The organism is Pseudomonas piscis (genome assembly GCF_009380155.1).
In the GTDB taxonomy this organism is placed as follows: domain Bacteria; phylum Pseudomonadota; class Gammaproteobacteria; order Pseudomonadales; family Pseudomonadaceae; genus Aquipseudomonas; species Aquipseudomonas piscis.
The window spans coordinates 1108075-1133891 of the sequence record NZ_WHUV01000001.1 but is presented as its reverse complement, the minus strand read 5'-3'; the positions used below and the strand labels follow the sequence as shown (position 1 = coordinate 1133891).

Genomic DNA, 25817 nt, shown 5'->3' with positions numbered 1-25817 from the left:
CAAACAGACAAGCATCATGGACAGAGGTTTCAGGAAGGTCAGGCGGGACCTGATCAATGCACTACAGAGCGGTAACTATCTACATGCCGCACGCGGCTCGATCGAGGTCAAGAACCTGCTGGCCACCGGCGAGGTTTCGGCCGGCCAACTGATCGAGGTCATCGTCGCCTGCAAGGGCAGCGACCACCAGTGCAGTGCCCACCACAGCGCCCCGGACCTTGCCTTCCATGTGCTAAGGAAGGCGGGCTGGTACATCAAGTTCTACTTTATCGAGCCAGATGCGTGGTTCATCAGCGTTCACCGATGAGGACAACCCATGAAACTCTATCTGCAGGGCGACCGGGGCAAGGCACTTTGTGAGCATTGCCAGCAGGTCGTGGGCATTACCTACACCCGGCGCGACGTGCCCTTCAGCGACGGCAACGGCCAGGCCCGGGAGATCCTGGTGGGGGTCTGCGATCAGTGCGCTACCACGGTAGCCATTCCCCCCCAGTCGACCCCGGCGATCAAGGAAGCGCGCCGCCAGCAACTGACCTCCATCGAGGCGCGGCTGCCTGCGGTCTACCTCGACGTGCTGGACGCCGCGATGCACTCGGTGGCCGAAGACGCCGGGGTGCAGATGCGCAAGCTGTTCTTCAGCTATTACTTCAGCGCCCCCCTTGTACCTGCCCTGGAACAAGTGCACGACGACTTCGCCCAGTACCTGGCCCAACAGGCCGAGGTCCGCCAGATACCTGCCGTGAATGCAATGAAACGCCTGTCGCTGAAGGTCAACCACTATGTGGCCGAGGATCTCGCGCGCCTGCTGCAGGCGACGCGGATGACCCAGACCGAACTGCTGAAATCTCTGATCGCGCAGATTCGCCTGGATGTGCTCGAAGGCGGCAACCCGGCGGTGATCGCCGACCTGCGCCAGCTGGTGCGCCTGGGGCTGTGACCTTCAGCCTTGAGCAGAGGCCCTGTAGTCGCTGTCGAGCTTTTGCGGCTGCGCAAAGGTCCGCAGGACCTTGCTTGACATCTACAGCGCAGACCTTGCGCCCCTTCGGAGCGTGCGCAGCTTCGCAGGCTCAGCAGTGGCTACGGCTCATCGGTTGAGGCGAACCAGGTTGAGGTTGGGGGCGGTGGTGCGTCGCTGGCTCAGGTAGCGGGTGCAGCTGACCCGCAGGAAGGAGGCGAAGTTCACCACCTCGCCACGGTAGTCCATGACCTCTTCATACAGCTTGGCAATCAGCTGGTTGGTAGTCATGCCGTCCACTTCGGCGATCTCGCTGAGGATGTCCCAGAACTGGTTTTCCAGGCGCAAGGTGGTGACCACGCCACAGATGCGCAGCGAACGCGAACGCGATTCGTAGAGGATCGGGTCGGCCTTGACGTACAGCTCGCACATGGCGCGGTCCTCGCTTACAGGCTGATGCGGGTGCCCAGCAAGCCCAGGAAACCGGCCAGCCAATTGGGATGGGCCGGCCAGGCCGGGGCGGTGGCCAGGTTGCCCTGGACATGGCCTTGCGTCACGGGGATATCGATATAGGTGCCTCCCGCCAACCGCACTTCCGGAGCGCAGGCCGGGTAGGCGCTGCATTCGCGGCCTTCGAGGATGCCCGCCGCCGCCAGCAGTTGCGCACCGTGGCACACCGCGGCAATCGGCTTGCCAGCCCGGTCGAACTCCTTGACCAGTTGCAGCACCTGTTCGTTCAGGCGCAGGTATTCCGGGGCACGGCCGCCGGGGATCAGCAGCGCGTCGTAGTCGCTGGACTGCACCTTGGCGAAGTCGAAGTTCAGGGCGAACAGGTGCCCGGGCTTCTCGCTGTAGGTCTGGTCGCCCTCGAAGTCGTGGATGGCGGTGCGCACGGTCTGCCCGGCGCTCTTGTCCGGGCACACGGCGTGCACCGTGTGCCCGACCATCTGCAGGGCCTGGAACGGCACCATCGCTTCGTAGTCTTCGACGTAGTCGCCAACCAGCATGAGGATTTTTTTCGCGGCCATGGAATGGACTCCTTTCAGGGAAAGACGTGGGCAGAAGAAGTGTTCAAGGTAGTTCCAATTCACCAGCCCGGGTAATAACGGGGTACTACAGCGGCAAGCTTCAAGCGCCAGGCTGCAGGCTGCAGGCTGCAAGTGGATGCCCTGACTCTTGCAGCTTGTGGCTTGTGGCTGCTGTTCTCCAACTGTACGGACAACTCTGTACCTAGCTGTAGCAGCAGGGTCACGCGGCTTTATGGCTAGATGCAAGCACCTGTGTCCCTGTGCGAATTCTGGTAGCCATCATGTCCTCACGCGAAAACACCGGCATGGTCCTCGGCCTGCTGGGTGTCATCATTTTCAGCCTGACCCTGCCCTTCACCCGGATCGTGGTGGAGCAAATGCACCCGTTGCTCAACGGCCTGGGGCGGGCGTTGTTCGCGGCGGTCCCGGCAGCCTTGCTGCTGCTCTGGCGCCGGGAGAAATGGCCGACCTGGAAACAGGTCAAGGGCCTGAGCGTAGTGATTCTCGGGGTAATCCTCGGCTTTCCGGTGCTGTCGGCCTGGGCCATGCAAACCCTGCCCGCGTCCCATGGCGCCCTGGTCAACGGCCTGCAGCCATTGTGCGTGGCGCTGTATGCGGCGTGGCTGTCCCACGAGCGACCTTCGAAGGCCTTCTGGGCCTGTGCGGCCCTGGGCAGCACGCTGGTGCTGGGTTATGCGCTGATCAGCGGCGCGGGCAGCATCCAGGCCGGTGACTTGCTGATGCTCGGGGCGATAGCCGTAGGTGGCCTGGGTTATGCCGAAGGGGGTCGGCTGGCGCGGGAAATGGGCGGCTGGCAGGTGATCTGCTGGGCACTGGTGCTGTCCACGCCGCTGCTGATCGGTCCGGTGTGGTACCTGGCGGCGCAGCATCAGGGGGCGATTTCCATGAGGACCTGGTGGGCCTTCGGCTACGTTGCGCTGTTTTCCCAGTTCCTGGGATTTTTCGCCTGGTATGCCGGACTGGCCATGGGTGGAATTGCCCGGGTGAGCCAGATCCAGCTGTTGCAGATCTTCTTCACCATCGCCTTTTCCGCCCTGTTCTTCGGTGAACAGGTGCAGCCCATCACCTGGGTGTTCGCGGTGGGCGTGATCCTCACAGTGGTCCTGGGGCGCAACACCGCAGTGCGCCCCGCGGCACCGCTCCCCACCCCGCCGGCCAGCCCTCAGCCGAGGTAGCCGTCGGCCTTGAGCAGGGTTTCCAGGCAGTGTTCGCTGATGCGGTAGAAGGCCTTGAGTTCGTCGATCCGCGCCAGCAACTGGGTCGGGTCCTGGGGTTCGGCGCGCTTGACCGCAAGGATCATCTTGTTCTTGTTGGTGTGCTCCAGGGAGATGAACTCGAAGACCTTGGTTTCGTAACCACAGGCCTCGAGGAACAGCGCCCGCAGGCTGTCGGTGACCATCTCCGCCTGCTGCCCCAGGTGCAGGCCGTATTGCAGCATCGGCTTGAGCAACGCCGGGCTCTGGATCTGCTGGCGGATCTGCTTGTGGCAGCACGGCGAGCACATGATGATCGCCGCCCCGGAGCGGATGCCGGTGTGGATCGCGTAGTCGGTGGCGATGTCGCAGGCATGCAGGGCGATCATCACTTCCAGTTCGCTGGGGGCCACGCTGCGCACGTCACCGCACTTGAACACCAGGCCGGGATGCTCCAGGCGCTGCGCGGCGGCGTTGCACAGGGTCACCATGTCCTCGCGCAGCTCGACCCCGGTGACTTCGCCCTGGGCCTTGAGGGTATTGCGCAGGTAGTCGTGGATGGCGAAGGTCAGGTACCCCTTGCCTGAGCCGAAGTCCGCCACTCGCACCGGTTGCGCAAGGTCGATCGGCGAGCTGCCCAGGGCATGGCTGAAGACTTCGATGAACTTGTTGATCTGCTTCCACTTGCGCGACATCGCCGGAATCAGCTCGTGCTGCTTGTTGGTCACGCCCAGGTCGGCGAGGAACGGCCGATCCAGGTCGAGGAAGCGGTTCTTCTCGCGGTTGTGCTCGGCGGACGGCACATCGCGCTGGGTTTGCGGCTTGCCTTTGAACAACGAACTCTTGCCCTTCTTGCTGTACTCCAGCTGGACCTCATCGGACAGGGTCAGCAAGTGGGCATTCTTGAAAGAGGCCGGGAGCAGCCCGGCGATACTCGCCACACCTTCGGCCAGGGGCAGGTTCTTGGTGATATCGCGGGTCTTGTAGCGATAGACGAAGGACAGGCACGGCTGCTCCTTGACCGTCAGCTGCTTGATGATCAGCCGTTGCAGGTCCGCCTCGGCGCCCACGTGCTTGGCCAGTACCAGCTTGATGAAGGCGTTTTGCGCCAGGCTGGTCTCCAGCAATTGCAGGAACTGGGCATGGTGGTCCGGCGCGGGCCGGACGGAAGGTGCGGTGACGGACATGGGGCTGGAGCCTCGGGCGGTGCGGGGAGCGAATCGGGAAATGGCGGGTATTTTAGGGGGGATAGGCCGTCGGGGCACGGAGTTATTGACCCGACGGCGCAGATTCTTCAGCAACCGAGCCCTCAGGGCTCAGTTGAGCACCACCAGGCGGTTGGGCAGCTCGTTGCGCGATTGGGTCAGGGGCACATGCTCCTTGAGCAGCTCGCCACTGGAGTCGATGCAGTCGAGAAAGCCCTGCAAGGTCTGGCCTTGCCTCACCTGCTGGGTGAAGGCGCGGACGATGGTGTCCCAGCGCTTGTCGTCCAGGCGCTTGGAAATACCCTCGTCCACCAGGATCTCCACGTAGCGCTCGGCCTCGCTGACGAAGATCAGCACCCCGGTACCACCCACGGTGTGGTGCAGGTTCTGCTCGAGGAACTGGCGCCGGGCCAGGTTCGAGGCCCGCCAATGCCTTACCGAACGCGGGATCAGCCGGGTGGTGATCCGCGGCAGGCGGAACACCAGGCACAGCACGATGAAGGTCGCCCATTGCGCCAGCAACAACAGGTGCATGTTCAGCCAGCCGGTGGTGTAGTGCACCAGGCCTGGCACCACCAGCGCCACGAGGCTGGCCCAGAGCAGCGGGATATAGGCGTAGTCGTCGGCTCGGGCGGCCAGCACCGTCACCAGTTCGGCGTCGGTTTGCTGCTCCACCCGGGCAATGGCTTCGGCCACCTGCCGTTGTTCGAATTCACTGAGTAATGCCATGTCGTTGGATATCCGATTTTTTATTTTGAGTTACCAGCCACCGGACGAACCACCGCCGCCGAAGCTGCCGCCGCCACCGCTGAAACCGCCACCGCCGGACCCGCCGCCAAATCCGCCGCCTCCGAAGCCACCACCGCCACCGCGGCCGCTGGTGGTGGAGATCAAACCGAGCGCCTGCGCGACCATGATCACCAGGATGAACAGCAGCACCAGGAAGATGAACAGCAACGGGTGACGCTGGACAAAATCATCCTGAGCGCTGCTCTCACCCGTGCCGTAAGCGGTGGCTGGCTCATCCAGCGGCGTGCCGCCCAGCACCAGGAGCATCGCCGAAACCCCGTCGCTGATGCCCTTGCTGAACTGCCCGTTCTTGAACGCCGGGGTGATGACCTGGTTGATGATCACCGAGGCCTGGGCATCGGTCAGGCGATCCTCCAGGCCATAGCCCACTTCGATGCGCAGCTTGCGCTCATCCCGGGCGACGATCAGCAGCGCGCCGTTGTTCTTGTCCTTCTGGCCGATGCCCCAGTGGCGCCCCAGCTGGTAGCCATAATCCTCGATGGTGGCGCCCTGCAGGTTCGCCAGGGTCACCACCACCAATTGTTCACTGGTGGCCTGCTCATGGGCTGCAAGTTCCTGGGTCAACTGGGCGCGCGTGGCCGGCTCGAGCATCTGCGCATCGTCCACCACCCGCCCGCTCAGGGCCGGGAACTTCAGCTCGGCCTGGGCCGAAATCGCCAAGACCCAGAGCAACAGCACCAGGCCGATTTTATAGAGTCGCATCAGCACCTCGTCCTCAATGACTTTTCGCTTGCACTACCAACTGCCGGATGCCCCGCCACCACCAAAACCGCCACCGCCGCCCCTGAAACCATCCGAATCGGAACTTGAGCCGGAACTCGAACTGCCGGAGTCGAACCAGTCGAATGAACTGCTCGATCCCGAATCACGCTCGGCCCTGGGTTCACGTGTGGGCGGATCATCGCTGGCACGGCCTGGTTCAGTCTCGCTGTTGCGCCACGAAGCCAGGATCGCGCCCAGGGGCAAGACGGCGAACACCAGGAAGAACAACACCTTGAACCACCACATCCATTCGATCTGCTGGTACCAGCTCTGCACCACCCAGCGGTGCGCCAGCATCCGCGTGCTGTTGGGCTCCAGCAGACGCACGATGGAGGTGGTGCCGGTAATGATCCCGGAGGAGTACAGCTCATCCTTGAAATACGGAATGATCGAGTCGTTGATAATGAGGTGCGCCCAGATATCGTCGATCCGCCCTTCCAGGCCGTAGCCCACTTCGATCCGCACCTTGCGATCGTCCTTGGCCACCAGCAGCAGGACTCCGTTGTTCTTGTCCTTCTGGCCGATCCCCCAGTGCCGCCCCAGTCGCAGGCCAAACTCCTCGATGCTGTAGCCGCCCAGGCTCGGCACAGTGACCACCACCACCTGGTCGGTGGTGCTCTGCTCGAGCCGTTCGAGCATCTGCGTCAGGTAGACCTGCGCCGAAGGCGTGAGCATCTGCGCCGTGTCCACCACCCTGCCCGTCAGCTTGGGGAACAGGCTTTCAAGCGGCACCGCTGTCGCAGTAGCCGGTGCGGGCTCGACCTGGACAGTGGGTTGCGCCGAACGCAACTGCACCCCATCCGTGGGCGTTGGCCCTGGTTGCTGCGCCAGTACGGCGCCACTCACCAGCCATAGCCACAGCAGCGCGCCTCGCAGCACGCGCTGCCCGTGGTTCATCAGAATTTCACTTGCGGGGCCTTGTCGGCGTCGGGGCTGGTGGCCTCGAACGACTCACGCACCGGCAAGTCGCTGTACATCAGGCTGTGCCACAGGCGACCGGGGAAGGTGCGGATCTCGGTGTTGTACTTCTGCACCGCGAGGATGAAGTCACGGCGGGCCACGGCGATACGATTCTCGGTGCCCTCGAGCTGGGATTGCAGGGCCAGGAAGTTCTGGTTGGCCTTGAGATCCGGGTAGCGCTCGGAAACCACCATCAGGCGGCTCAGGGCACCGCTCAACTGGTCCTGGGCCTGCTGGAACTGCTTGAGTTTTTCCGGGTTATCCAGGGTGCTGGCGTCCACCTGGATCGAGGTCGCCTTGGCCCGGGCCTCGATCACCGCAGTCAGGGTTTCCTGCTCGTGCTTGGCGTAGCCCTTGACGGTCTCCACCAGGTTGGGAATCAGGTCGGCACGACGCTGGTACTGGTTCTGCACCTGGCCCCAATCGGCCTTGACCTGCTCGTCGAGGGTAGGAATGTTGTTGATGCCGCAGCCGCTGAGCAGGCTGGTGAGCAGCAACAGGGCGGCGACAGGCCAGCTCGAGCGCAGGCTTTGGGTGAGGTTCATGGGTGAGGCTCCTTGCACAACCTGGTTGAAGAGAATCTTTTGCCCGTGTTTTCAGGCCCTGGCAGGGCAAAATCTGCCAACGCTACTGGAATGCATCGGGCTGATGGGCTAAAAGATGCCCAGCGCGAAAAAGAGTTCAGAAATAAGACTGTGTGAAAACGTCGCGAGTCAAGGCAAGACAAGCCTGTTTTTAACGCCGTATTGCCGAATGCAGCAGTTTTCACACGGTCTGAAGTGTGCGGGAATTATCTGAACAACAATAGCTGCCCCCTAAATTTTGGCTGTTCGGCGCGTCACTCATGCGTCGGTCTTGAGCCCTTGAGAACAAATTCATGAAGAAGCTGTGTTTGCTGGGGCTGCTGGTCAGCCTGGCCAGTCACCCTGTATTGGCCGAGTCTGCCCCGGTCCCCTTGGAGAACAAGGAAGCCTTTATCACCGATCTGCTCAAGCGGATGACCCTGCAGGAAAAGATCGGCCAGTTGCGCCTGATCAGCATCGGCCCGGAAATGCCCCGGGAACTGATCCGCAAGGAGATCGCCGCCGGTAATATCGGAGCCACCTTCAACTCCATCTCGCGCCCGGAAAACCGGCCGATGCAGGACGCGGCCATGCGCAGCCGCCTGAAGATCCCGATGTTCTTCGCCTACGACGTGATCCACGGCCACCGGACCATCTTCCCCATCAGCCTGGCCCTGGCCTCCAGCTGGGACATGGACGCCATCGGCCGCTCCGGGCGTATCGCCGCCCAGGAAGCCAGCGCCGACAGCCTGGACATCACCTTCGCACCGATGGTCGACATCTCCCGCGATGCACGCTGGGGACGGACTTCCGAAGGCTTCGGCGAAGACACCTACCTGGTCTCGCGAATCGCCAAGGTGATGGTCAACGCCTACCAGGGCAAGAGCCCGGCGGCACCCGACAGCATCATGGCCAGCGTCAAGCACTTCGCCCTGTACGGCGCGGTGGAAGGCGGTCGCGACTACAACATCGTCGACATGAGCCCGGTGAAGATGTACCAGGACTACCTGCCGCCCTACCGCGCGGCGATCGACGCCGGTGCCGGCGGGGTGATGGTGGCCCTGAACTCGATCAATGGCGTGCCCGCCACCTCCAACACCTGGTTGATGAACGACCTGCTGCGCAAGGAGTGGGGCTTCAAGGGCCTGGCGGTGAGCGACCACGGCGCGATCATCGAACTGATCCGCCATGGCGTCGCCAAGGACGGTCGCGAGGCCGCCAAGCTGGCGATCAAGGCCGGCATCGACATGAGCATGAACGACTCGCTGTATGGCAAGGAATTGCCCGGGCTGCTCAAGTCCGGCGAGATCGAAGAGAAGGACATCGACAACGCCGTGCGTGAAGTCCTGGGGGCCAAGTACGACATGGGCCTGTTCAAGGATCCGTACCTGCGCATCGGCAAGGCCGAGGACGATCCGGCCGACACCAACGCCGAGAGCCGCCTGCACCGCAGCGACGCCCGGGATATCGCCCGGCGCAGCCTGGTGCTGTTGAAGAACCAGAACGACACCCTGCCGCTGAAAAAGACCGCCAGGATCGCCGTGGTCGGCCCATTGGCCAAGGCCCCGATCGACATGATGGGCAGCTGGGCCGCCGCCGGCGTGCCGGCGCAATCGGTGACCCTCTACGACGGCATGCGCAATGTGCTGGGCGACCAGGCCCGGCTGGTCTACGCCAGGGGCTCGAACATCACCGACGACAAGAAGGTGGTGGACTACCTGAACTTCCTCAACTTCGACGCCCCGGAAGTGGTGGACGACCCACGCCCGGCGCAACAGATGATCGACGAGGCCGTGAAGGCAGCCCAGGCTTCTGACGTGATCGTCGCCGCCGTGGGCGAGTCGCGGGGCATGTCCCATGAATCCTCGAGCCGCACCGAGCTGAACATCCCGGCCAGCCAGCGGGCGCTGATCAAGGCCCTCAAGGCCACCGGCAAGCCCCTGGTGCTGGTGCTGATGAATGGCCGGCCACTGACCCTGCTGGAGGAAAACCAGCAGGCCGACGCGATCCTGGAAACCTGGTTCAGCGGCACCGAGGGCGGCAACGCCATCGCCGACGTGCTGTTCGGCGACTACAACCCCTCGGGCAAGCTGCCGATCACCTTCCCGCGCTCCGTGGGCCAGATCCCGACCTACTACAACCACCTGACCATCGGCCGGCCGTTCACCCCGGGCAAGCCGGGCAACTACACCTCGCAGTACTTCGATGACATCACCGGCCCGCTGTTCCCGTTCGGCTATGGCTTGAGCTACACCCGCTTCAGCCTGTCGGACATGGCCCTGTCCGCCACCACCTTGCACAAGGGCGGCAAGCTGGAGGCCAGCGTGACCTTGAAGAACACCGGCAAGCGTGATGGCGAGACCGTGGTGCAGTTGTACATCCAGGATGTGGCCGGCTCGATCATTCGTCCGATCAAGGAGCTGAAGAACTTCCAGAAGGTCATGCTCAAGGCCGGCGAAGAGAAGGTCATCCGCTTCGACATCAACGAAGACGACCTGAAGTTCTACAACGCCCAGCTCAAGTACGCCGCCGAACCTGGCGACTTCAACGTACAGATCGGCCTGGATTCCCAGGACGTCCAGCAACAGAGCTTCGAACTGCTCTGATCCCCCTCACCGGCTGGCGCATGACCTGCGTCGGCCGGCTGCCTCTGCAATCCCCGCAATCGCTGCAATATCTGCAGCCGCTGCCGAGCCTGGGAGGCTGCGCAAAGGTCCGCAGGACCTTGCTTGTCGATCTCTCGCCAAGCCTCCATCGGACCCACGACCGCCGCGACCGCTTCGCGCTCATGCGCAGCCTGCGGCAGCGGCTACAGTCAGCCGTATCAGCCGTGACGGTCAGCCGCGCCGATCCAGCAGGTTGACCACCAGGCGATCGACCCAGCCCCAGATCCGCTGCTTGATCCGGCGCCACAAAGGCCGGTTGCGCCACACCGCCAGGCTGACCTCCTCGCTCTGGACAAAGTCCCTCTCGAAGCTCGCCACCACTGCGGCGGTCAGCGCCGGGTCCAGGGCTTCCAGGTTGGCTTCCAGGTTGAAGCGCAGGTTCCAGTGGTCGAAGTTGCATGAGCCGACGCTCACCCAATCGTCCACCAGCACCATCTTCAGGTGCAGGAAACAGGGCTGGTATTCGAAGATCCGCACCCCGGCCTTGAGCAGGCGCGGATAGTAGCGGTGCCCGGCATAGCGCACCGCCGGGTGGTCGGTACGGGGGCCGGTCAGCAGCAGGCGCACATCCAGGCCCCGGGCCGCCGCCTTGCGCAGCGAGCGACGCACCGACCAGGTGGGCAGGAAGTACGGCGTGGCCAGCCAGACCCGTCGTTGGCCGCTGTGCAGGGCCCGGATCAACGAATGCAGGATATCGCGATGCTGGCGGGCATCGGCATAGGCCACCCGGCCCATGCCCTCGCCGCTATCGGGCAGGCGCGGCAAGCGTTGCAGGCCGAAATCGGCGTTGGGTTTCCAGGCTCCGCGATGCGGGTTGGCATCCCATTGGCGGTCGAACAGCACCTGCCAGTCAGCCACCATCGGGCCGCTGATCTGCACCATCACCTCGTGCCAGTCGCAGCTGTTGCGTTCCGGCAGCCAGAATTCGTCGGTGACCCCGGTTCCCCCTACCACCGCCAGGGAGCGGTCCACCAACAGCAGCTTGCGATGATCGCGATAGAGGTTGAGCCAGCCCTGGCGCCACTGCAGGCGGTTGTACAAGCGCAGCTCGACGCCAGCGTCGGTCAAGCTGCGGCGCAGGGCCTGGGTGAAGGCCAGGCTGCCATAGTCGTCGAACAGGCAGCGTACCCGCACGCCGCGCTCGGCGGCCTGGACCAGCGCCTGGACCATGGCCTGCGCGCAGGAGCCGGCTTCCACCAGGTACAACTCCAGCTCCACCTGCTGCTGGGCGCGGGCAATGGCCACCAGCATGCGTGGGAAGAACTCGGGCCCGTCGACCAGTAACTCGAAGCGGTTGCCTTCGCGCCAGGGGAAAACCGCTCCGCGCATTTCAGCGCGCCGTGAAGATCAGCACCGCACCCACCGGTACCGAGAAACTGATGGCCGACAAACCGGCGACCTTGCGCAGGCTGTCCAGGCCCGGCGCCAGGTTGAAATCCTCGGCGTTGAGGACCAGGGGCTCCAGGGTCACCACCTGGAAACGCCGCTCGTCCAGGCGCGTGGCCAGCAACTCGGCGTTGTAGGTGTGCTCCTGGCCGTGCAGGCTCACCGTGATCGGCAGCAGCAGTTCGATCTGCGCGCCATTGGCCAGGTCGTTGATCGGCCGCAGGTTGATCTGCGCAGTGACCCGGGCCTCGGGAAACTGCTGGACCTGGAACAGGTCCTGGCGCATGCGTTCGTCACGCAGGGGGATGCCGCTGCTGACCGAGTCCAGCTCCAGCTGCAGCTGGGCCAGTCCCTTGCCATCGACCTTGCCATGCAGCACCAGGAAGCGCTGGACCTCGGAAATGCTGGCGTTCTTGGTGGTCACGAAGGAAATACGCGAGGACTCGTTGTCCAGGTACCAGTTGGCCTGGGCCGGAAGGGCCAGCACTGCCAGCAGGCTGAGAAGAAGGCGGATCGAGGTACGCATGCAAGCTCCCGAGAACAGAAGGCGCCACCTTAACCGGGCGTCCGGAGGCTGGCAAACCCTCGGGACACCGTTAGCCGGGGCTAAAGGCGATTGATACGGTGCCAAAAGAGGTGTCGGCAATCATGGCCAGGCCACCTGCACGATGGCTGATCAGGGCAAGGCGCCCATGCGTCGATGTGGGGAGGCCACGGCGACGGGCGGGATTCAGGCGAAGGTCTTCTGCAATTGCCCGACCGTCTCGGCCAACAGCCCCAGGTACTGATGGCGTACCTGCTCGACACAGGACAGATCCTGCGGCCAATGCAGGGCAATGCTGCCCACCACCCGGCCGTCGACCTGCAGCGGCAGGGCCACGGCACGGATCAGGAACGGCAGGCGCACCGGGTATTCCCAATAGCCCTCGGTACGCTGGCCGAACCCCTCGTGCTGGAACTGCACGCTTGGTTGCAGCCAGGCCTCGATCGGCTCGGCTTCGCGTGCTGCCAGGCGCTCGACTTCCGCCCAGGGCAAGGCACCGAGGCAGGCCTTGCCCATGGCTGAATGAAACAGGCTGGCGTGCTGGCCGACCACGCGGCTGCTACTGCTCGGATAGCGCTTGCGCAAGACCTCGGGCACCACGCTCTCCAGGACCTCCAGCTGCTCGCCGTCGAAACTCGACAGGTCGCTGACCAGCCCGGTGCGGGCGCTCAGCTCCAGCAGCCAGGGCCCGGCGCGCTCGGCCAATTGGCGCTTGAAGCGCTGCCGGCTGTCACCGAACAGGCTGCGGGCACTCAGGCAATAGCGCCTGTCGCTCAGGCCACGGTAGATCCAACCCTGCTCTTGCAGGGTCAGCAACAGGCGCGACACCGTGGCCTTGGGCAGGCCGGTCAGGTAGTGCAACTCTTCCAGGCCCAGGGCCTGGTGCTGGCCCAACAGCTCGACGATGGCCAAGGCCCGCTCCACTGAACGCACGCCTGCGCTTTCTAACTTGCTGGCCATGGTCCGGACTCTCTGCTTGAGGATGGGTAAGGAATTTCCCAGCAAGATGCGGGCCCCCTCGACCGCGCCATTGCCCCTGCCTGATTACCGGATATTGCCAGGAGGTCGCCGGCGCACCCACTGCGTGAGCTGCTCATGGGCCTGGGCCAGTTGCAGCACGGCCAGGTCGGCCTGGGGCGGGCCGATGATCTGCATGCCCATGGGCAGGCCGGCCAGGTTGAAGCCCACCGGGATGCTGATGCAGGGCAAGCCGGCCAGGGTCGGGCCGATCACCACTTCCATCCAGCGGTGATAGGTGTCCATTTCCTGCCCGGCGACCTGGCGTGGCCAGGCTTGGCGTGCATCGAAAGGAAACACCTGGGCGGTGGGCAACAGCAGGAAATCGTAACGCTCGAACAACCGCAGCAGCGCCCGGTACCAATCGCTGCGGCTCTGGCAGGCGCGATACACATCGGCCGCGCCGAGACTGGCCGCGCCCTCCACCTCCCAGCGGGCCTCGGGCTTGAGCCAGCGACGCTTGTCCGGATCGTTGTACAGCAGGCCCAGGGAACCCTGGACCAGCCAGTGCCGGTGCACCAGCCAGCAATCCCACAGCTGGGCCAGGGAGAACTCCGGCTGGCAGTTGTCCACCTCGCAACCCAGGTCGAGAAAATCCCCCAGGGCCTTCTCGCACAGCGCCAGCACCCCCTGCTCCATGGCCAGGTAACCGTTGTAGTTCCCCAGCCAGCCCAGGCGTAGCCCGCGTACATCCCGCTGCAGGGAGGCCCCCAGCGCGGCCGGGTCATCCTTCAGCGACAGAGGCGCGCGGGGATCGTAGCCGGCCTGGGTCGCCAGCAGCCGGGCGACGTCGGCCACGGTGCGGCCCATGGGGCCTTCGGTGGCCAGTTGCTGGACGAACAGCTCCGGTGCCGGGCCATGGGGCACACGGCCCAGGGAGGGGCGCATGCCGAACACGTTGTTGAACGCCGCCGGGTTGCGCAGCGAGCCCATCATGTCGCTGCCATCGGCCACCGGCAGCATGCGCAGCGCCAGGGCCACTGCCGCCCCGCCGCTACTGCCGCCGGCGCTCAGGTTGCTGTCGTAGGCATTGCCGGTGGTGCCGAACAGCTGGTTGTAGGTATGCGAGCCCAGGCCGAACTCCGGGACATTGCTCTTGCCGACGATCAACGCCCCGCTGGCGCGTACCCGGGCCACGCTGATGGCATCCTCGCCGGGCACCTGGGTGGCGAACAGCGGCGAGCCAAGGCTGGTGGTCAACCCGGCGGTGGCTGCCAGGTCCTTGATCGCCTGCGGCATGCCATGCATCCAGCCCAGGGATTGGCCCCGGGCCAATTGCCGGTCGCGCTGGTCGGCCTCGTCCAGGAGTATTTCGGGCGCACGCAGCGAAACCAGGGCATTGGCCTGCGGGTTCACGCGCTCGATCTGCGCCAGGTAGGCCTGCATCACCTCCCGGCAGGACAGTTCGCGGCCATGGATCGCCGCGGACAATGCCAGGGCATCGAGTTCGACGATCGAGTCGCCAGCCACGGGTTCGTGAAGCTTGCTCAAGACGCACCTCCCAGGGGCAAGGTAGTGGGTTTGTTCTGCCGGAGCGGATCGTGCAGGCAGTAGATGGCCAGCAAGCTCAGCATCGACGTCAGCAATACATAGAACGCAGGCGCCACCGGCGTGGCCATGGTCTTGCTCAGCCAGGTCACCACCAGCGGTGCGAATCCACCGAACAGCATCACTGCGACGTTATACGCCACCGATACGCCGGTGGAACGCACCTCGATGGGAAACTGCTCGGCCAGGGCAGTGGGCGCAGGGCCGAAGCAACCGCCAATGGCGCTGCACAGCAGCAGTTGCATCACCAGCAGGCGCTCGATGGACGGTGCGGCCGCGACCCAGGCATACAAGGGGTAGACCATGACGAAGAACACCAGGGTGAAGACCATCAGCACCGGCCGCCGGCCATGACGGTCCGACAATGCCCCGGCCAGCGGGATGACCAGGGTCATCAGCGCCACCGCAAGCATCTGCACCAGCAGCACCTGGTCCAGGGGCAGGCCGAGATTGTTGTGGGCGAAGGTCGGCATGTTCACCAGCAGCACATAGAACGACACCGTGGCACCGCAGGCCAGGCCCATGGCCACCAGGATGCCCCGGCGATGGGTACGGATGATCTCCAGCAGCCCCGGGCCTTTGCCACGCACCTGCTTGCGGGCCTCGACGAAGGCTTGTGGTTCGTCCATGTACTTGCGAATCCACAGGCCCAGCGGACCGATCAGCAGGCCGAACACGAAGGGCAGGCGCCACCCCCACTGCTCCAGGGCCTGGGGCGAGAAGAAATGCGTCACCGCCGCCGCCATCGCCGCACCGCTGAACACCGCCAGGCACTGCCCCACCAATTGCCATGAGCCGTACAGGCCCTTGCGGTGGGGCGGTGCGCTCTCCACCAGGTAGGCCGTGGCACTGGCATATTCGCCGCCGGTGGCGAACCCCTGGAGCATGCGCGCCACCACCACCAGCAACGGCGCGCCGAGCCCGATGGCGGCGTAGGTGGGAGTGAAGACGATGATCGCGATGGCCAGAGTCATCAACTGGATGATCAACAGCATGGCCGCCTTGCGCCCCTTGCGATCGGAGTAGATGCCCAGCAACACACCACCCACCGGACGCATGAAGAAGCCCACGCCGAAGGTGGCCAGGGCCATCAGCAGGGAAGTGTATTCGTCGCTGCCGGGAAAGAACTGGCGGGCGATGAAGCTGGCGAGAAAGCCGTAGATGATGAAGTCGTACCACTCCAGGGCATTGCCGATGACGGCGGCAACCACCTGCCGGGTCTTGGAAACAGCGGGGGTCGAAAGGCTCATGGAAAGCTCCACACGGACTTTTGAGCCTTCTTGCGGGCTCGTTGAAGTGCCGGGCGCACGCAAGGGCACCCGGGGAACTGGCAAATACCTGGAGAACGACGCTCAGAGCGGCTTGAGCCAACTCTCCGCCAGGGCGCCCCAGTAGGCAGCGCCGGTGAGCAGGATGTCGTCGTTGAAGTCGTAGGCCGGGTTATGCACCATCGGCTGCCCCACGCCATTGCCGATGAACAGGTAGCTGCCCGGGCAACGCTGGAGCATCCAGCCGAAGTCCTCACTGCCCATCAGCTTTGGCGTATTGCCATCCACTGCGCTGTCCCCCAGCAGTTCCACGGCCACCTGCCGGGCGAACTCGGTCTCGGCCGGGCTGTTGACCAGCACCGGATAGGCCGGGCGATGGAGGATGCTGGCGGTGCAGCCATAGCTTGCGGCCTGGGTCTGGATGATCGCCCTGACCCGTTCCAGCATCTGTTCGCGCACCGGTGCGTCGAGGGCGCGCAGGCTCAAGCGCAGCAGTGCCTGCTGGGGAATCACGTTGGCGGCCTCGCCAGCCTGCAGGGCGCCGACGGTGACCACCGCCGCCCGCTGCGCATCGATGTTGCGCGCCACCACCGTCTGCAAGGCCATGACCATGCTGGCCGCCGCCACCAGCGGATCCACCGCCAGGTGCGGCATGGAACCATGGCCACCCACACCTTCGACCACCACCTCGAGCAGGTCCTGGGACGCCATCATCGCTCCCTGGCGAAACCCCAGGTGCCCTGCCGGCAAGCCCGGCATGTTGTGCAGGCCGAACAGCGCATCGCAGGGGAAACGCTCCAGCAAGCCGTCGGCGAGCATCGCCTCGGCACCGCCCTGGCCCTCCTCCGCCGGCTGGAAGATCAGGTTCAGGGTGCCGTCGAATTGCCGGGTGGCCGCCAGGTAGCGGGCGGCGCCGAGCAGGATGGTGGTGTGGCCATCATGCCCGCAGGCGTGCATGCAGCCATGGTGGCGACTGCTGTGGGGCGCGTCGCTGGCTTCGACGATAGGCAGGGCGTCCATGTCCGCCCGCAGGCCCAGGGTGCGCGAGCTGCTGCCGTTGCGCAGGACGCCCACCAACCCGGTGCAGCCGATGCCCTGGTGCACCTCGTAGCCCCAGTCTTGCAGGCAGCGAGCCACCAGAGCCGCGGTGCGGTTTTCCTGGAATCCCAGCTCGGGGTGGGCATGGATGTCGTGGCGGATGGCACGCAAGTCGCCGGCGATGTCATTGAGCCAGGCAAGGATGTGCTGGTGTCGGGTCATGGCGTCTGTCCTCTGGCCGGGTGGGTTCCCGTGCTTGTTGTACGCAACTCGGTGGTAGCTAACCGCGAGCCGGCGCCAGGGACAATCGAATGTGGTTCCACAGGATGGAACAGCAGGCGGTTCAGGGATCGAGGCGGCAGCCCTGCCGGTTCCCTTGCCAGGTGGCGCTGTGGGTGCGCCCCAGGGCGCTGGCGGTGATCCGCCGTGATGCCGGCTCATCGACCAGGTTGCTGATGGGCAGGTATTGGCGCACGTACCCGCGGCAATAATCAGCCGGATGCTCCATCACATAGCGGCAGGAGCAGTATTCCTTGGCGGTGTAGGCGCCGAGGATATCCGGGAATGCCTGGAGCGCCTCCCGTTGCTGCCAGGCCCAGCCCGATAGCGCCAGCGACCCGGCCAGCAGCAGGCAGAGCAGCGGGTGGCGCAGGACGAAGGCTCGGCGGCTCATGGCTGCTCCGGGGTAGGAAATGCCGCCAGCACCCGCTTGAGCAATTCGTTGTGCTGGTAGCTGCCGTCGCGATCGTCGCCATAGCGCACGATCACCAGGCGCTGCTGCGGCACTATGTACAGCGCCTGGCCCCAATGGCCCAGGGCGGCGTAGGTATCCTCCGGCGCATCCGGCCAGGGCCGGGGCGCGCCGTCCACGATGCGATTGAGCCACCAGTGCCCACCCGCCACGGCAACGTCCTGGCCCGCCCGGTAGCCGGCGAACGGCGTGCGGCAGAACTCGACCCAGGCCCTGGGCAGCAGTTGCCGGTCGTGCCAGCGCCCCTCGCGCTGCATCAGCAAGCCGATGCGGGCCAGGTCCCGGGCACTCATATAAAGGTAGGAAGACGCCACGAAGGTGCCGGCCGCATCCCGCTCCCATACTGCCTGGCGGATACCCAGGGGCTCGAACAGGGCACGCCAGGGATAGTCCGGATATTGCTGCGCCCCCAGCATGCCGCGCAGGCTGGCCGCCAACAGGTTGCTGTCGCCGCTGGAATAACGAAAGGCCTGGCCCGGTGGGCTGGCCGCCTGGTGCTGCGCGGCGAACGCCGCCATGTCGCGGTGGCCCCGGGTGTAGAGCATGGCCACCACCGATGAATTGAGCGGCGCGTACTCGTAGTCTTCCTGCCAGTCCAGACCCGAGGCCCAGTGCAAAAGGTCGGCCATGGTGATGCCAGGGTGGGGCTTGAGCGCCGGATAGAAATTCACCGCCGGGTCTTGCAGGCTGAAGCGCCCCTCGCCGGACGCGACGCCCATGAGCACCGCCAGCACGCTCTTGCTGGCGGACCAGATCAGGTGGGGAGTCTGTGGCCCGGTCTCGCCGGCATAGCGTTCGTAGACCAGCCGGCCATCACGCACCACCAGCAGGGCATCGGTGCGTACCCCCTGGCGCGACTCGTCGTCACGCGGGGCGAAGGCATAGGCCTCCAGGGCCTGGAGCGCCGGACCCGAGGGCAAGGGTTCGCGCGGCCATTGCTCGGCCGGCCAGTCCTCGGCCCGGGCCGGCAGGCCGAGCACGACAAGCAGCACCAGCAGGATCGAGCCCTTGGCCATGGACGACACTCGAGAAAAACCGATGGCCGAGCCTAATCGAGGTTCATGACAGTTTTGCTGCAAGCGCCGGGGCTCAGCGCCCAGCCGGTTGCTGCAAGGCCGCCAGGGCCTTGGCCAGGCGCTGGGCCCGGGCGCCGGCGGCCAGCTCGAGCAGGGCCTGGTCGCGGCTCCACTGTTCGCGCCAGAACTCGGGCCCCTGGGCGAATGCCATGGCGATCTCCGGCTTCAGGGCTTCGAACTGCACGAACAACCCACCCAGCAGGACGTGCCCGCCGGCCAGGGCCGGGTTCTGCCGGCTGGCTTCGGCACAACCGGCCAGCAACGCCAGCAATTGCAGGAGCAACGGCTGCGGCCAGCCGCTGTCCTGGCCGACGCCATGGAGCCAGGCCGCCATGGCGCTGAGAACATAGATGTCTTCCAGGGTGCGGAAGGGTTTGACATAGGCATCCCAGCCATCGCCGGCCAGCAGTTCACAGGCGGCATTGTCCAGGAGCAGGCAACCGTGGCTGATCTCCGGCATCAGGGCGATCGCCGGCAGGGTCTGGACCTTGACCCCGGGCTCGCCCGGATAGACCACCGTCAGCCGCAGCGCCGCCCGCTCCCCGGGGGCCTCGCAACGGGCCGCCACCAGCAGCCAGTCGGCGGCGTCCCCGGCGGTGACGAAATCCTTGCGCCCGTGCAGGCGCAGATCCTGCAGCCGGGTCTGCATGTCCGCCGGGCGCAGGCTGCGACGTTCAGTCGCGCACAAGGCGCCCAGGCTCAGCGGCGCACTGGGCCACAACATGCGCAATGCCGCCTGGTAACCCACCAGGAACGCCAGGCCCGGGGTCGCCATCAGGCGCCCGCCAAGCACCGCCAGCTCGAATGGCGTGACAGTGCCCAGGCGGGCCAGCAAAACGCCGTAACCCTCCGCCAGATCAGGGGTTGCGGGCAGTCGTTCATGACTCTCGAGCAGGGCTTGCCAGGGCATTTCGAAGGTCCTCAGGGGCTGTCACACAAGCATCACCAAAGTTTCATGGCGATGACACCGCGGCTACATAGCCTGACTTTGCACAACAAAGTCGATTGGCTGCAACCCAAGGCGGGTCGCTGGCCCGCACGGAGATTCACGATGACTCAGATCGCCCGCATCAACGACACCGGTACTGAACGCCGCCTGCAAGCCGAACGCCTGATCGGCGCCCAGGCCCTGCAGGAAGCCCAAGCCCTGCGGTTCAAGGTCTTCAGCGGCGAGTTCAACGCCAAGCTCAAGGGCGCGGAGCTGGGTCTGGACATGGACGACTACGATGTTCATTGCAGCCATATCGGGGTACGCGACCTGAACAGCGGGTGCCTGGTGGCCACCACTCGCCTGCTGGACCACCAGGCCGCCAGCAGCCTGGGGCGCTTCTACAGTGAAGAAGAGTTCAGCCTGCACGGCCTGGTGCAACTCCAGGGCCCGATCCTGGAGATCGGCCGTACCTGCGTCGACCCGGCCTACCGCAACGGCGGCACCATCGCCGTGCTCTGGGGCGAGCTGGCCGAAGTCCTCAACGAGGGTGGCTACAGCTACCTGATGGGTTGCGCCAGCATCCCGATGCAGGACGGTGGAGTGCAGGCCCATGCGATCATGCAGCGCCTGCGCGAGCGCTACCTGAGCACCGAGCATCTGCGGGCCGAGCCCAGGCACCCACTGCCGAACCTGGACCTGCCGTCCAACGTCATCGCCGAAATGCCGCCACTGCTCAAGGCCTACATGCGCCTGGGGGCGAAGATCTGCGGCGAGCCCTGCTGGGACCAGGACTTCCAGGTGGCCGACGTGTTCATCCTGCTCAAGCGCGACGAGCTGTGCCCACGCTACGCCCGGCACTTCAAGGCGGCCGTGTGATGCGCCGGCTACGGGTCTACGGGCGTATCGCCCGGGTGCTGCTGGTGGTGGCGCTGGGCCTGGGCATGGCCAGTATCTTCGGCGTGCTGGAGCGCCTGGGGGTCAGCAACTCCATGGTCCGCCGCCAGCGCTGGTCGCGGTTCTTCATGGCCCGCCTGGGCAACGCCCTGCCCTTCCAAGTAACGGTGCACGGCCAACTCCCACGCCAGCCCATGCTCTGGGTCAGCAACCATGTGTCCTGGACCGACATCCCGTTGCTGGGCATGCTCACTCCGCTGTCGTTCCTGTCCAAGGCCGAGGTGCGCACATGGCCGGTGGCCGGATGGTTGGCCGCCAAGGCCGGCAGCCTGTTCATCCGCCGTGGCGCCGGCGACAGCCAGCTGATCCGCAAGCAGATGACCCGGCACCTGCAGGAACAGCATCCGCTGCTGCTGTTCCCCGAAGGCACCACCACCGATGGCCGTGGTCTGCGGACCTTCCATGGACGCCTGCTGGCCAGCGCCATCGAGGCCGAGGCCTGCCTGCAACCCGTGGCGATCCGCTACCTGCGCGACGGTCAGGTCGATGACCTGGCGCCCTTCATCGGCGACGACGACCTGCTGTCTCACCTGTTGCGCCTGTTCGCCAATGATCAGGGCCAGGTGGAGATCCACCTGCTCAAGCCGATTTCCTGCCAGGGCCAGGAGCGCGCGGCACTGGCCTTCCAGGCCCAGCAGGCGGTCCAGAAAGCCCTGTTCGGCGATGCCTTGCAGCCGGCCGAACCACGCCGCGATGGCGAACTGGTTGCGGCCTGAGTGGAATCAGCGCCCCGGCGACGGGGCGGTGTACTGCTCGGCGAACGCCTGCAGTTGCGGGTAGAACTCGCGAAAATCCTCGCTCAAGGGCTGGTACAGCCGTTCCAGCTCGCCCATGGCCGCGGTCAACTCCTCGGGCCGCGACAAGCGCCGGGCAATCCCCCGCAGGACCTGCTCCAGCACCTGGAAGTCCCGATAGGAACCCAGCCAGTCATCGGCCGCCATGTAGGGTGCGATCTGCGCCAGGCGCCCCGGCAGTTGTGGCTCGGCGGCCAGCGCCCGGTACACGTCGGCAGTGAACGCCTGCAAGGGTCGATCGGCGTACTGCGCCCAGTCACGGGCCAGGCAGTGGTCGAAGAACACATCGATGACGATGCCGGCGTAGCGCCTGCGGGTCTGGGCGAAACGCGCCAGCGCCGCCGTCACCACAGGGTGGCTGTCGGTATAGGTGTCGATGCGCCGATGCAGCTGGATCGCCGCCTCGACCTCGGGAGCGAACTGCCCTTGCAGTCGACCTTTGACGAAGTCGCCATAAAGGCTGCCGAGTAATTGACCCGGGCGCTGGCCGCCGAGGTGCAGATGTGCGAGATAATTCATCCGCGCAGCTTAGCACCGCGCACATCATATCGTTATAACCCGATATACCGATAAAGACTGAGCTAAGATCGAAATCATATTGGTATATCGCGAAATAACGATTTAAATTTCGCCTTATCGCGATACAACGTTTCATGGAAAAGTGAGAAACGCCATGTCCATCGACCTCGACGAAATAATAAAAGCCCTGGCGCATCCGGTTCGCAGGGAAATCCTGCACTGGCTGAAAGATCCGGCAGTCGAATTCCCCGACCAGACCCACAGCAACGAGCACGGTGTGTGCGCCGGGCAGATCGACCAACGCTGCGGCCTGTCGCAGTCGACCGTCTCGGCCCACCTGGCGACCCTGCAGCGTGTCGGCCTGGTCAGCAGCCGCAAAGTCGGCCAATGGCATTTTTTCAAACGCAACGAAGAAACCATCCAGCAGTTCCTCACGCAAATTAGCCAACAGCTCTGACCTGACAAGGACCCGATAATGCCCCTCTCGCTTCTCATCCTGGCCCTGAGTGCCTTCGCCATCGGCACCACCGAGTTCGTCATCATGGGCCTGCTGCCCGATGTGGCGGCGGACCTCGGGGTGTCGATTCCAGGCGCCGGCTGGCTGGTGACCGGCTACGCCCTGGGCGTGGCCATCGGCGCGCCGTTCATGGCCCTGGCTACCGCCCGGCTGCCACGCAAGGCTGCCCTGGTGACGTTGATGGGGATCTTCATTATCGGCAACCTGCTGTGTGCACTGGCCAGTGACTACAACGTGCTGATGTTCGCACGGGTGATCACGGCGCTGTGCCACGGCGCCTTCTTCGGTATCGGTTCTGTAGTGGCCGCCGGCCTGGTGCCGGCCAACAAGCGTGCCTCGGCCGTGGCCCTGATGTTCACCGGCCTGACGCTGGCCAACGTGCTCGGCGTACCCCTGGGAACTGCGCTGGGCCAGGAAGCCGGCTGGCGCTCGACCTTCTGGGCGGTGACCGTGATCGGCGTGGTGGCGCTGTTCGGCCTGCTGCGGTTCCTGCCGGCCAAGCGCGACGAGGAAAAGCTCGACATGCGTGCGGAGCTGGCAGCCCTCAAGGGTGCCGGGATCTGGTTGTCCCTGGGCATGACCGCATTGTTCGCGGCGTCGATGTTCACCCTGTTCACCTATGTCGCGCCGCTGCTGGGCGATGTGACCGGGGTGTCGCCCAAGGGCGTGACCTGGACCCTGCTGCTGATCGGCCTGGGCCTGACCCTGGGCAACATCATCGGCGGCAAGATGGCCGACAAGCGCCTGGGGGCCACCCTGGTGGGTGTATTCGCCGCCATGGCCGTGGTCTCCACGGTGCTGACCTGGACCAGCGTGGCGCTGATCCCCACGGAGATCACCCTGTTCCTCTGGGCCACCGCCTCCTTCGCCGCGGTCCCGGCCCTGCAGGTCAACGTGGTGACCTTCGGCAAGGCCGCACCCAACCTGGTTTCGACCCTGAACATCGGCGCCTTCAATATCGGCAACGCCCTGGGCGCCTGGGTCGGCGGCAGCGTCATCGCCCACGGCTTCGGCCTCACCAGCGTGCCGTTGGCAGCCGCGGCACTGGCGATCCTGGCCCTGTTGGTAACGCTGATCACTTTCCGCCAGGGCGGCAACGCCGAACTGGCTCCGGCAACCCACTGATAGCTTCCCTACCCCTTAGAAGAAGGCTGTACCCCATGACGACTCTCTTTGATCCGATCAAGCTCGGCGACCTCGAACTGTCCAACCGCATCATCATGGCGCCGCTGACCCGCTGCCGCGCCGACGCTGGCCGGGTGCCCAACGCCCTGATGGCCGAGTACTACGTGCAGCGGGCCTCGGCCGGGCTGATCCTCAGCGAAGCCACCTCGGTGACGCCGATGGGCGTGGGCTACCCGGATACTCCCGGCATCTGGTCCAACGACCAAGTCCGTGGCTGGGCCAACGTGACCAAGGCGGTGCACGGCGCCGGCGGCAAGATCTTCATGCAGCTGTGGCACGTGGGGCGGATTTCCCATCCTTCCTACCTGGACGGCGAAACCCCGGTAGGCCCCAGCGCCATCCAGCCCAAGGGCCACGTCAGCCTGGTGCGCCCGCTGGCCGACTTCCCTACTCCGCGAGCCCTGGAAACCGCCGAGATCGCCGATGTGATCGAGGCTTACCGAGTCGGTGCGGAAAATGCCAAGGCCGCCGGTTTCGACGGTGTGGAAGTCCACGCAGCCAACGGTTACCTGCTGGACCAGTTCCTGCAAAGCACCACCAACCAGCGTACCGACCAATATGGCGGCTCCCTGGAGAACCGTGCTCGCCTGCTGCTGGAAGTGACCGATGCGATGATCGAGATCTGGGGTGCCGGCCGCGTCGGCGTGCACCTGTCGCCACGGGCCGACCTGCACGACATGGGGGATGCCGACCTGGCGCAGACCTTCCTGTATGTCGCTCGTGAGTTGGGCAAGCGCGGCATCGCCTTCATCTGTGCCCGCGAGAAGGAAGGCACCGACAGCCTGGGCCCACGGCTCAAGGAAGCCTTCGGCGGCCTGTACATCGCCAACGAGCGTTTCACCAAGGACAGCGCCAATGCCTGGCTGGCCGAAGGCAAGGCCGACGCGGTGGCCTTCGGCGTCCCCTTCATCGCCAACCCGGACCTGCCGGCCCGCCTGAAAGCCGATGCGCCACTGAACGAACCGCATCCTGAAACCTTCTATGCCAAGGGCCCGGTCGGCTACATCGACTACCCGATGCTGTAAGCATTGCCCATGAAAAAGCCCCGGTTCACCAGAGCCGGGGCTTTTTATTGCCTGCCTGTATGCCGTGAGGATCAGCGTTTGCGCTGGGCCCAGGCCACGGCCAGGCCACTGAGGCAGATCACCGCGATGCCCACCAAGCCGTAGCTGTCCGGGGTATGGCCGAAGATCAGGTAGCCGTACATTCCGGCGAACAGGATCTGCCCGTAACTGAAGGGCGCCAGCATCGCCGGAGCGGCATGGCGGAACGCCTGGGTCAGCAGCAGGTGGCCGAACATGCCACAGGCGCCCAGGCCGATCATGAACAGGCCATGGACCAGGCTCGGAGTGCTCCAGAAGAACGGCAACAACGCGCTCATGATCAAGCTGTTGATGATGCCGATTAGGAAGTTGCTGGTGGTCGGGCTATCGATGCCGCTGAGTTTGCGGGTCAGCAATTGATAGAAGCCGAAGCACAGCGCCGATCCCAGGGGAAAGAGGATCGCCGGGGTGAACAGCGAACCACCGGGGCGCACCACGATCAGCACGCCAACGAAGCCGATCAGCACCGCCAGCCACTGGGCGCGGCTGACCCGCTCACCCAGGAACGGCACGGACAAGGCGGTGACCAGCAATGGCGCGAGGAAGTTGACCGCGGTGGCTTCAGCCAGGGGGATATAGCGCAGGCCGGTGGTGAACAGCAGGCTGGTGCCAATCATGCACAGGGCCCGCAGCAATTGCAGGCCGGGGCGCTTGGTCCGCACCACGGCGGAAAAACCACTGCGCGGCACGAACACCACCAGCATCAACAGGGTATGGACCACATAGCGGGCCCAGACCACCATCACGATCGGATAGAAGGCCGAGAGGTACTTGGACAGTGTGTCGTGGCTGGCGAAGAGCAGGACCGCCAGGCAAATCAGGACGATACCCTTCAGGGGATGATCCGCGCCTTTGAATGGTGAAGGGCTCACACTCATTCACATCCCCGCAACAAATTGCCTACAAAATACATAGCTCGCTATCTATCAAGACAGGGCCGGCCCGGTATATAAATGCCCCCCGTTTCGACCCTGTGGTCCGGGGATGCATGGCTTCATTGCGCAGATCTTGACATAACCAGAT

The 25817-nt window shown here is 64.9% G+C and carries 27 protein-coding genes; 9 read left to right on the top strand and 18 right to left on the bottom strand.

Going from position 1 to position 25817, the window contains the following annotated elements; translation table 11 throughout:
• Nucleotides 1-16: 16 nt before the first annotated feature.
• On the top strand, nt 17-307 hold the full coding sequence (locus GDH07_RS05365; protein ID WP_246195903.1) for a hypothetical protein: 291 nt from the start codon (nt 17-19) through the stop codon (nt 305-307).
• A gap of 9 nt (nt 308-316) precedes the next feature.
• A complete protein-coding gene (locus GDH07_RS05360) occupies nt 317-937 on the top strand; it encodes a hypothetical protein (RefSeq protein ID WP_152896854.1) in 621 nt (206 codons plus the stop codon).
• Between the two features lie 147 nt (nt 938-1084).
• On the opposite strand, the gene GDH07_RS05355 is transcribed toward GDH07_RS05360, so the two are convergent.
• Nucleotides 1085-1387, bottom strand: coding sequence for a ribbon-helix-helix domain-containing protein (locus GDH07_RS05355; RefSeq protein ID WP_152896853.1), 303 nt, complete (start codon nt 1385-1387; stop codon nt 1085-1087).
• Nucleotides 1388-1401: 14 nt separating this feature from the next.
• Entirely contained in the window at nt 1402-1983 is a 582-nt protein-coding gene (locus tag GDH07_RS05350) for a DJ-1/PfpI family protein (RefSeq protein WP_152896852.1), read from the bottom strand.
• A gap of 281 nt (nt 1984-2264) precedes the next feature.
• Between GDH07_RS05350 and GDH07_RS05345 the strand changes: the two genes are divergently transcribed.
• Entirely contained in the window at nt 2265-3179 is a 915-nt protein-coding gene (locus GDH07_RS05345; RefSeq protein WP_152896851.1) for a DMT family transporter, read from the top strand.
• Here the strand turns inward: GDH07_RS05345 and GDH07_RS05340 are convergent.
• The 5 genes from GDH07_RS05340 to GDH07_RS05320 form a co-directional block, all read right to left on the bottom strand.
• Nucleotides 3167-4384 carry a class I SAM-dependent methyltransferase gene (locus GDH07_RS05340; RefSeq protein WP_152896850.1) on the bottom strand — a complete coding sequence of 406 codons (1218 nt, stop codon included), beginning with the start codon at nt 4382-4384 and terminating at the stop codon, nt 3167-3169. The genes GDH07_RS05345 and GDH07_RS05340 overlap by 13 nt on opposite strands.
• A gap of 129 nt (nt 4385-4513) precedes the next feature.
• A complete protein-coding gene (locus GDH07_RS05335; protein ID WP_152896849.1) occupies nt 4514-5131 on the bottom strand; it encodes a TPM domain-containing protein in 618 nt (205 codons plus the stop codon).
• Nucleotides 5132-5161: 30 nt separating this feature from the next.
• Nucleotides 5162-5914 carry a TPM domain-containing protein gene (locus GDH07_RS05330; protein ID WP_152896848.1) on the bottom strand — a complete coding sequence of 251 codons (753 nt, stop codon included), beginning with the start codon at nt 5912-5914 and terminating at the stop codon, nt 5162-5164.
• 33 nt (nt 5915-5947) lie between these two features.
• Nucleotides 5948-6871, bottom strand: a complete 924-nt coding sequence (locus GDH07_RS32645) for a TPM domain-containing protein (protein WP_152896847.1) — start codon at nt 6869-6871, stop codon at nt 5948-5950.
• Nucleotides 6871-7479: a LemA family protein gene (locus GDH07_RS05320; RefSeq protein WP_022642785.1), complete on the bottom strand. Its 609-nt coding sequence runs from the start codon at nt 7477-7479 to the stop codon at nt 6871-6873. Before GDH07_RS05320 ends, GDH07_RS32645 begins: the two co-directional genes overlap by 1 nt.
• Nucleotides 7480-7811: 332 nt before the next feature.
• Between GDH07_RS05320 and bglX the strand changes: the two genes are divergently transcribed.
• On the top strand, nt 7812-10103 hold the full coding sequence (gene bglX / locus GDH07_RS05315; RefSeq protein WP_152896846.1) for a beta-glucosidase BglX: 2292 nt from the start codon (nt 7812-7814) through the stop codon (nt 10101-10103).
• 231 nt (nt 10104-10334) lie between these two features.
• Here bglX and GDH07_RS05310 read toward each other — a convergent pair whose 3' ends face one another.
• The 9 genes from GDH07_RS05310 to GDH07_RS05270 form a co-directional block, all read right to left on the bottom strand.
• Nucleotides 10335-11492, bottom strand: coding sequence for a phospholipase D-like domain-containing protein (locus GDH07_RS05310; protein WP_085596105.1), 1158 nt, complete (start codon nt 11490-11492; stop codon nt 10335-10337).
• 1 nt (nt 11493) lies between these two features.
• Entirely contained in the window at nt 11494-12075 is a 582-nt protein-coding gene (locus tag GDH07_RS05305) for a YceI family protein (protein WP_022642783.1), read from the bottom strand.
• A gap of 204 nt (nt 12076-12279) precedes the next feature.
• Nucleotides 12280-13053, bottom strand: a complete 774-nt coding sequence (locus GDH07_RS05300) for an IclR family transcriptional regulator (protein WP_152896845.1) — start codon at nt 13051-13053, stop codon at nt 12280-12282.
• 84 nt (nt 13054-13137) lie between these two features.
• Nucleotides 13138-14601 (bottom strand): amidase, encoded by a 1464-nt coding sequence (locus GDH07_RS05295; protein WP_152896844.1) that lies wholly within the window; start codon nt 14599-14601, stop codon nt 13138-13140.
• A complete protein-coding gene (locus GDH07_RS05290) occupies nt 14598-15908 on the bottom strand; it encodes a citrate-proton symporter (protein ID WP_152896843.1) in 1311 nt (436 codons plus the stop codon). The genes GDH07_RS05295 and GDH07_RS05290 overlap by 4 nt, the downstream gene beginning before the upstream one ends.
• Nucleotides 15909-16010: 102 nt before the next feature.
• On the bottom strand, nt 16011-17186 hold the full coding sequence (locus GDH07_RS05285) for a M20 aminoacylase family protein (protein ID WP_152896842.1): 1176 nt from the start codon (nt 17184-17186) through the stop codon (nt 16011-16013).
• Nucleotides 17187-17307: 121 nt separating this feature from the next.
• Entirely contained in the window at nt 17308-17637 is a 330-nt protein-coding gene (locus GDH07_RS05280) for a hypothetical protein (protein WP_022642778.1), read from the bottom strand.
• Nucleotides 17634-18731: a serine hydrolase domain-containing protein gene (locus tag GDH07_RS05275; protein WP_152896841.1), complete on the bottom strand. Its 1098-nt coding sequence runs from the start codon at nt 18729-18731 to the stop codon at nt 17634-17636. Before GDH07_RS05275 ends, GDH07_RS05280 begins: the two co-directional genes overlap by 4 nt.
• Before the next feature lie 73 nt (nt 18732-18804).
• On the bottom strand, nt 18805-19701 hold the full coding sequence (locus GDH07_RS05270; RefSeq protein WP_152896840.1) for an acyl-CoA dehydrogenase middle domain-containing protein: 897 nt from the start codon (nt 19699-19701) through the stop codon (nt 18805-18807).
• A gap of 141 nt (nt 19702-19842) precedes the next feature.
• Between GDH07_RS05270 and olsB the strand changes: the two genes are divergently transcribed.
• Entirely contained in the window at nt 19843-20598 is a 756-nt protein-coding gene (olsB, locus tag GDH07_RS05265) for an L-ornithine N(alpha)-acyltransferase (RefSeq protein ID WP_022642775.1), read from the top strand.
• The gene (locus GDH07_RS05260) at nt 20598-21392 is read left to right on the top strand and encodes a lysophospholipid acyltransferase family protein (RefSeq protein ID WP_152896839.1); all 795 of its coding nucleotides are present in this window, start codon (nt 20598-20600) and stop codon (nt 21390-21392) included. The genes olsB and GDH07_RS05260 overlap by 1 nt, the downstream gene beginning before the upstream one ends.
• Nucleotides 21393-21398: 6 nt before the next feature.
• Here GDH07_RS05260 and GDH07_RS05255 read toward each other — a convergent pair whose 3' ends face one another.
• Nucleotides 21399-21989, bottom strand: coding sequence for an acyl carrier protein phosphodiesterase (locus tag GDH07_RS05255; RefSeq protein WP_022642773.1), 591 nt, complete (start codon nt 21987-21989; stop codon nt 21399-21401).
• A 154-nt stretch (nt 21990-22143) separates the two neighbouring features.
• Between GDH07_RS05255 and GDH07_RS05250 the strand changes: the two genes are divergently transcribed.
• From GDH07_RS05250 to GDH07_RS05240, 3 genes are read left to right on the top strand one after another with little or no spacing between them, the layout of a single operon-like run.
• Nucleotides 22144-22446 carry an ArsR/SmtB family transcription factor gene (locus tag GDH07_RS05250; protein ID WP_152896838.1) on the top strand — a complete coding sequence of 101 codons (303 nt, stop codon included), beginning with the start codon at nt 22144-22146 and terminating at the stop codon, nt 22444-22446.
• Between the two features lie 18 nt (nt 22447-22464).
• Nucleotides 22465-23631, top strand: coding sequence for an MFS transporter (locus tag GDH07_RS05245; RefSeq protein ID WP_053135454.1), 1167 nt, complete (start codon nt 22465-22467; stop codon nt 23629-23631).
• 35 nt (nt 23632-23666) lie between these two features.
• The gene (locus tag GDH07_RS05240; protein WP_053135457.1) at nt 23667-24716 is read left to right on the top strand and encodes an alkene reductase; all 1050 of its coding nucleotides are present in this window, start codon (nt 23667-23669) and stop codon (nt 24714-24716) included.
• Nucleotides 24717-24787: 71 nt separating this feature from the next.
• Here GDH07_RS05240 and GDH07_RS05235 read toward each other — a convergent pair whose 3' ends face one another.
• Nucleotides 24788-25672 carry a DMT family transporter gene (locus GDH07_RS05235; RefSeq protein ID WP_085596116.1) on the bottom strand — a complete coding sequence of 295 codons (885 nt, stop codon included), beginning with the start codon at nt 25670-25672 and terminating at the stop codon, nt 24788-24790.
• Nucleotides 25673-25817: the final 145 nt, after the last annotated feature.

Excerpts from the sequence above, each read along its gene's own strand:
- GDH07_RS05285 (WP_152896842.1), bottom strand. The coding sequence starts at position 17,186 with ATGACCCGACACCAGCACATCCTTGCCTGGCTCAATGACATCGCCGGC.
- GDH07_RS05350 (WP_152896852.1), bottom strand. The coding sequence starts at position 1,983 with ATGGCCGCGAAAAAAATCCTCATGCTGGTTGGCGACTACGTCGAAGAC.
- GDH07_RS05365 (WP_246195903.1), top strand. The coding sequence starts at position 17 with ATGGACAGAGGTTTCAGGAAGGTCAGGCGGGACCTGATCAATGCACTA.
- GDH07_RS05275 (WP_152896841.1), bottom strand. The coding sequence starts at position 18,731 with ATGGCCAAGGGCTCGATCCTGCTGGTGCTGCTTGTCGTGCTCGGCCTG.
- GDH07_RS05260 (WP_152896839.1), top strand. The coding sequence starts at position 20,598 with ATGCGCCGGCTACGGGTCTACGGGCGTATCGCCCGGGTGCTGCTGGTG.
- GDH07_RS05310 (WP_085596105.1), bottom strand. The coding sequence starts at position 11,492 with ATGCGCGGAGCGGTTTTCCCCTGGCGCGAAGGCAACCGCTTCGAGTTA.
- GDH07_RS05330 (WP_152896848.1), bottom strand. The coding sequence starts at position 5,914 with ATGCGACTCTATAAAATCGGCCTGGTGCTGTTGCTCTGGGTCTTGGCG.
- GDH07_RS32645 (WP_152896847.1), bottom strand. The coding sequence starts at position 6,871 with ATGAACCACGGGCAGCGCGTGCTGCGAGGCGCGCTGCTGTGGCTATGG.
- olsB (WP_022642775.1), top strand. The coding sequence starts at position 19,843 with ATGACTCAGATCGCCCGCATCAACGACACCGGTACTGAACGCCGCCTG.
- GDH07_RS05300 (WP_152896845.1), bottom strand. The coding sequence starts at position 13,053 with ATGGCCAGCAAGTTAGAAAGCGCAGGCGTGCGTTCAGTGGAGCGGGCC.
- GDH07_RS05320 (WP_022642785.1), bottom strand. The coding sequence starts at position 7,479 with ATGAACCTCACCCAAAGCCTGCGCTCGAGCTGGCCTGTCGCCGCCCTG.
- GDH07_RS05245 (WP_053135454.1), top strand. The coding sequence starts at position 22,465 with ATGCCCCTCTCGCTTCTCATCCTGGCCCTGAGTGCCTTCGCCATCGGC.
- GDH07_RS05360 (WP_152896854.1), top strand. The coding sequence starts at position 317 with ATGAAACTCTATCTGCAGGGCGACCGGGGCAAGGCACTTTGTGAGCAT.
- bglX (WP_152896846.1), top strand. The coding sequence starts at position 7,812 with ATGAAGAAGCTGTGTTTGCTGGGGCTGCTGGTCAGCCTGGCCAGTCAC.
- GDH07_RS05355 (WP_152896853.1), bottom strand. The coding sequence starts at position 1,387 with ATGTGCGAGCTGTACGTCAAGGCCGACCCGATCCTCTACGAATCGCGT.
- GDH07_RS05270 (WP_152896840.1), bottom strand. The coding sequence starts at position 19,701 with ATGCCCTGGCAAGCCCTGCTCGAGAGTCATGAACGACTGCCCGCAACC.
- GDH07_RS05305 (WP_022642783.1), bottom strand. The coding sequence starts at position 12,075 with ATGCGTACCTCGATCCGCCTTCTTCTCAGCCTGCTGGCAGTGCTGGCC.
- GDH07_RS05250 (WP_152896838.1), top strand. The coding sequence starts at position 22,144 with ATGTCCATCGACCTCGACGAAATAATAAAAGCCCTGGCGCATCCGGTT.
- GDH07_RS05240 (WP_053135457.1), top strand. The coding sequence starts at position 23,667 with ATGACGACTCTCTTTGATCCGATCAAGCTCGGCGACCTCGAACTGTCC.
- GDH07_RS05345 (WP_152896851.1), top strand. The coding sequence starts at position 2,265 with ATGTCCTCACGCGAAAACACCGGCATGGTCCTCGGCCTGCTGGGTGTC.
- GDH07_RS05280 (WP_022642778.1), bottom strand. The coding sequence starts at position 17,637 with ATGAGCCGCCGAGCCTTCGTCCTGCGCCACCCGCTGCTCTGCCTGCTG.
- GDH07_RS05335 (WP_152896849.1), bottom strand. The coding sequence starts at position 5,131 with ATGGCATTACTCAGTGAATTCGAACAACGGCAGGTGGCCGAAGCCATT.
- GDH07_RS05255 (WP_022642773.1), bottom strand. The coding sequence starts at position 21,989 with ATGAATTATCTCGCACATCTGCACCTCGGCGGCCAGCGCCCGGGTCAA.
- GDH07_RS05290 (WP_152896843.1), bottom strand. The coding sequence starts at position 15,908 with ATGAGCCTTTCGACCCCCGCTGTTTCCAAGACCCGGCAGGTGGTTGCC.
- GDH07_RS05235 (WP_085596116.1), bottom strand. The coding sequence starts at position 25,672 with ATGAGTGTGAGCCCTTCACCATTCAAAGGCGCGGATCATCCCCTGAAG.
- GDH07_RS05340 (WP_152896850.1), bottom strand. The coding sequence starts at position 4,384 with ATGTCCGTCACCGCACCTTCCGTCCGGCCCGCGCCGGACCACCATGCC.